The following is a 4,251-nucleotide window of genomic DNA, read 5'->3' as shown; positions in this document are numbered from 1 at the left end:
ACCTCGGCGCCCTCGTTCGCCTCCGCGATCCGCAGCGCCTGCTCCACGCCGTACTCGTCCAGCTCCGACAGGAGGCCGTCCACGCCCTCCCGGTCCGTGGTGTGGTCGTCCGCGAAACGACGGTCACCCGTCGCGTCCGGCACGTACTTCACACAGACAACGATCCTCAAGCTCACGGCCTTGTCTCCTGTACTGGTCTCGTCCGGCGGCTGCGGCTGTGCAAGCGGGCGCGAACACGGAACACACCCGCTCCGGGCAGCGAATTCCCGTGCCGGTCCGGAACTTCCTGGCAGCATACTCGCCGGTAGCCCAGTGGTCACTACTGGCCAGTAGCTTACGCCGGGCACCCGCGCCCGCCGCCTGCGCCCATCCTGCCCCAGGCGGGGGCCGACTCCACCCGACGGGGCGGACCAACCGCGACCGGATTCCGCCCCGGCGGGGAACCGCAGCCACGGGTCGACACCCCGACGGGGATTCCTCAGACCGCCTGACCGAGCGCCGCGATCACGTCCGCCTTGCGCGGCTGCCCCGCCGCCCGGCGCACCACCCGGCCGTCCGCGTCCAGCACCAGGACGGTCGGCGTCCGCCGGATCTCCAGGCGGCGGGCCAACTCCAACCGCGCCTCGGTGTCCACCTCGACGTGCTCGACCCCCTCGACCATGCCCGCCACCTCGGCGAGCACCCGCCGGGTGGCCCGGCAGGGCTGGCAGAAGACCGTCGAGAACTGCACCAGCGTCGCCCGCGAGCCGAGCGGCCCGCCCAGCTCGGCCTCCGACAGCCGTACCGTCCCGTCCTTGGAGCCCACCCTCATCCTTCCGTCGTGCCAGGCCCGCAGCAGCCCGAACGTGGTCGCCAGCGCCAGCACGACGACGCACACCACCAGCCCGGTCATCCCCCCAGTCTGCGCCAGCCCGGGCGGCCCCCGAAAGACGGTCGACCGCCCGGGGCGGGCCGCGTACGATCGGCCGGTGGACTCCGAGCGCTCCTCACCGCCGTTGCCGACCGCCCGCCGCGTCACCGCCCCGGGCCGGGCCATCGACCTCCGCAGTCGCTGACGCCCCAGTCGCCACCGCCCGCCGCTGCCGCCCGTCGCGACCCCTCCGGAGCCCCCGTGCAGACCGACCCCCGCGGTCCCCGCTTCTCCGCCGCGCTCACCTCGGCCGTCCTGATCGTCGTCCTCCTCACCGGCAGCAGCGCCCTCCTCGCCGGCCAGGCCGTGGTCTTCGCCCTCGGGGCCCTCGGCGGCTTACGCCTCTCCCCGTACGACTGGATCTTCCGGATCCTCGTCCTGCCCCGGCTGGCCCCGCCCTCCGAGACCGAGGACGAACGGCCGCTGCGCTTCGGCCAGGGGATCCTCATGGTGTTCGCCGCGATCGGCGTACTCGGCCACGTGACCGGGGTGACCTGGCTCGGCCTGCTGGCCACCTCGGCCGGCCTCGCCGCCGCCTTCCTCAACGCCGCCTTCGGCTACTGCGTCGGCTGCGAGCTCTATCCGGTCGTCCGGCGCGCCCAGGGCCGCCTCACCGCCGGGGCCTGACCCGGCCGCCACCACCGGCCCGCCCCCTGCGGCCCGCTCCCACGACAGCCAAGCCCGGGCAGCGGAAAAGTTCCCGTAGTAATTCATCACGGAGATCACACCGGGAAAATCGGCTTGACCGCACGCCTCAGGTGACAGCAGGCACTCGTTCGGGGGATCATCTCCGTGAATCACCCGTGACCGCCGCGGCGTGCCGTGCTCCGGTCGGCACCGGCCGCGCAACGTCGCGGGACCCCGCCGAACCGGGCTCCGGCCCGTGGAAGTCAGGACTGACCGTGGCAGAGTTCGTGTACCCGCCGGTGATCGGCGCCGCACTCACCGCCTTCCGCGCGCTCGACGTGCGGATCAAGATCGTGGGCGCCGAACACATCCCCGCCAGGGGGGGAGCGGTACTGGTCAGCAATCACATCAGCTACCTGGACTTTCTCTTCGCCGGCCTCGGCGCCTACCGCGGCGGCCAGCGCAAGACCCGCTTCATGGCCAAGGACGACGTCTTCAAGCACCGGATCTCCGGCCCGCTGATGCGCGGCATGAAGCACATCCCGGTGGACCGCGCCGACGGCCAGCCCGCGTACGAGGCCGCCGTGCGCGCCCTCAAGGCCGGCGAGGTCGTCGGGGTGTTCCCCGAGGCGACGATCAGCCGCTCGTTCATGCTGAAGAAGTTCAAGACCGGCGCTGCCCGGATGGCCGCCGACTCCGGCGCCCCGCTGCTGCCCGTCGTCCTCTGGGGCACCCAGCAGCTCTGGACCAAGGGCCGCCCGAAGACCCTGACCAAGCGCCACGTCCCGGTGACGATCATGATCGGCGAACCGATTCACCTCGGGCCGGACGACAAGCCCGTCATGGTCACCAGAAGACTCCGCGCCGCCATGAGCGAGATGCTCGACCAGGCCCAGCGCGAGTACCCCGGCAAGCCCTCCGGCCCGGACGACACCTGGTGGCTGCCCGCCCAGCTCGGCGGAACGGCGCCCACCCTGGAGGTCGCCGAGGCCGAGGACGAGGCGGAGGCCCTCGCCAAGGCCGAGCGCCGCGCCGCCCGGGGCTGACCCCTCCCGCCTCCCGCTGCTCCGTCCGCACTCCGGCCCGATCCTCCGCACGGTTGTTCCCCGCGGCCACTCCGCGGGGTTACTCCATGCGGCCGAGCGAACGCGATCCGTCGCGTGTCGCCCGGCGCTCGACACCCTCGCTCTGACACAGTGACAGCTCCTTTCAGGGGCCTTCGTCCTGAATCGGCGACGGGGGCACACGTCGATGCGGTCGGCAAGGATCGCAGAGGTCGGAGGCGGAGATGGCACGGATCACCGGCACAGGGCAGTCACCCACGAGCAGGGCCCGCACCCGCGCAAGCGCAGGTGCGGGCCTTCTGCTTCTGGGTGCCCTGCTCACCGGCTGCGGGGCCGAGCCCGGGGAGATCCCCCTCTCGGAGATCCGGCCGGAGTCCCCCACCGCGACCCCCGAGCCGACGTCCGCCGTGGTCGACGCAGCAGCGGGAGCACCCGCCGCAGTCACTGCGCACAACGGACTGATCGTCAGCCGGGCCTACACCGACACCTCCCGCAGCACCAGCGCCATCGTCACCCTCGCACCCGACGGCAGCGGCCAGCACCAGATCACCCAGCCCCCGGACCGCGCGCGCGACGACCGCCCCGACTGGTCCCCCGACGGCACCACCGTCGCCTTCGACCGCACCGACCCACAGAGCGGCGTCGCCCGCCTCTGGACGGTCGCCACCTCCGGAGAGGGCGCCCACCAGATCAGCCAGCTCTGCGACAGCTCCAGCGGCGGCGCCGACTGCGCCAACGAGGACGAACGCGCCCCCGCCTTCTCCCCCGACGGCAAGCAGCTCGCCTTCAGCCGCACCTGGGGCGCCCAGGACCCGGCCGACAAGACCCGTTCCCAGTACTCGGACCTCTACCTGATGAGCCCCGAGGGCACCGACGTCCAGCGGCTCACCTTCCTCACCAACGACAAGCCCTACTCCGGCTCGGTCAGCAACCCCAGCTGGTCCCCCGACGGCAAGCAGCTCACCTTCGAGTACCGCACCAGCGCCACCGGACAGCCCGCCAACAGCCGCGCCATCTACGTCGTGAGCGCGGACGGCACCGGGCTCCGTCAGCTCACCCCCTGGGAACTGCGCGCCGGCGACCGCGCCGACTGGTCCCCCGACGGCACCCGGATCCTCTTCACCACCTACCCGGCCGGCCCCGAGAACGCCCCCGGCGGCGGCATCTACACCATCCACCCCGACGGCACCGCCGTCGGCGCCCTCACCCCCGCGCCCTCCGACGCCTTCTACGGAGCCGCCGCCTTCGCCCCCGACGGTCAGTCCATCGTCTTCGCCCAGGCTCCCGCGGGCGCCGGCGCCGACCTGTACAGCATGCGGCCGGACGGCACCGGCGTCGCCCGCCTCACCACCACCGCCGACAAGTGGCTCAACCGTCCGGCCTGGGGCACCGCCGAACTCCCCGCCGCACCGGCTGCCACGGCCGGAGCCACGGCCGAGGCAGCCGGGCCCGCGGCCCAGGCACAGGGACAGCAGCCGACGGAGGAACCGCAGTCCGACGACGAGTGAACCGACGGCCAAAAGGGCCCGGAAACGCGAAGAACCCCCATCCGGATTCCGGATGGGGGTTCTTCAGCAATGATTGTTCGGCGGCGTCCTACTCTCCCACAGGGTCCCCCCTGCAGTACCATCGGCGCTGTGAGGCTTAGCT

Annotated in this window: 4 protein-coding genes and 1 pseudogene; 3 read left to right on the top strand and 2 right to left on the bottom strand. The window is 72.6% G+C overall.

Annotated elements, in window-relative coordinates:
- Together ACIRST_RS42315 and ACIRST_RS42310 are read right to left on the bottom strand one after the other, a co-directional pair.
- A pseudogene (locus ACIRST_RS42315) lies at positions 1-176 on the bottom strand (electron transfer flavoprotein subunit beta); the annotation flags it as partial.
- Positions 177-478: 302 nt separating this feature from the next.
- Positions 479-892 carry a thioredoxin family protein gene (locus tag ACIRST_RS42310; protein WP_350526844.1) on the bottom strand — a complete coding sequence of 138 codons (414 nt, stop codon included), beginning with the start codon at positions 890-892 and terminating at the stop codon, positions 479-481.
- Between the two features lie 219 nt (positions 893-1,111).
- On the opposite strand from ACIRST_RS42310, the gene ACIRST_RS42305 reads away from it, so the two are divergent.
- The 3 genes from ACIRST_RS42305 to ACIRST_RS42295 all read left to right on the top strand — a co-directional run bounded on the left by ACIRST_RS42305 (position 1,112) and on the right by ACIRST_RS42295 (position 4,109).
- Entirely contained in the window at positions 1,112-1,537 is a 426-nt protein-coding gene (locus ACIRST_RS42305) for a DUF4395 domain-containing protein (protein WP_396553973.1), read from the top strand.
- Positions 1,538-1,812: 275 nt separating this feature from the next.
- The gene (locus ACIRST_RS42300) at positions 1,813-2,583 is read left to right on the top strand and encodes a lysophospholipid acyltransferase family protein (RefSeq protein ID WP_350526846.1); all 771 of its coding nucleotides are present in this window, start codon (positions 1,813-1,815) and stop codon (positions 2,581-2,583) included.
- Positions 2,584-3,008: 425 nt separating this feature from the next.
- Positions 3,009-4,109, top strand: a complete 1,101-nt coding sequence (locus ACIRST_RS42295) for a TolB family protein (RefSeq protein ID WP_402810112.1) — start codon at positions 3,009-3,011, stop codon at positions 4,107-4,109.
- Positions 4,110-4,251: the final 142 nt, after the last annotated feature.

Source organism: Kitasatospora sp. NPDC101447, from assembly GCF_044767225.1.
GTDB lineage: Bacteria > Actinomycetota > Actinomycetes > Streptomycetales > Streptomycetaceae > Kitasatospora.
This window is presented reverse-complemented; position numbering and strand designations above follow the sequence as displayed.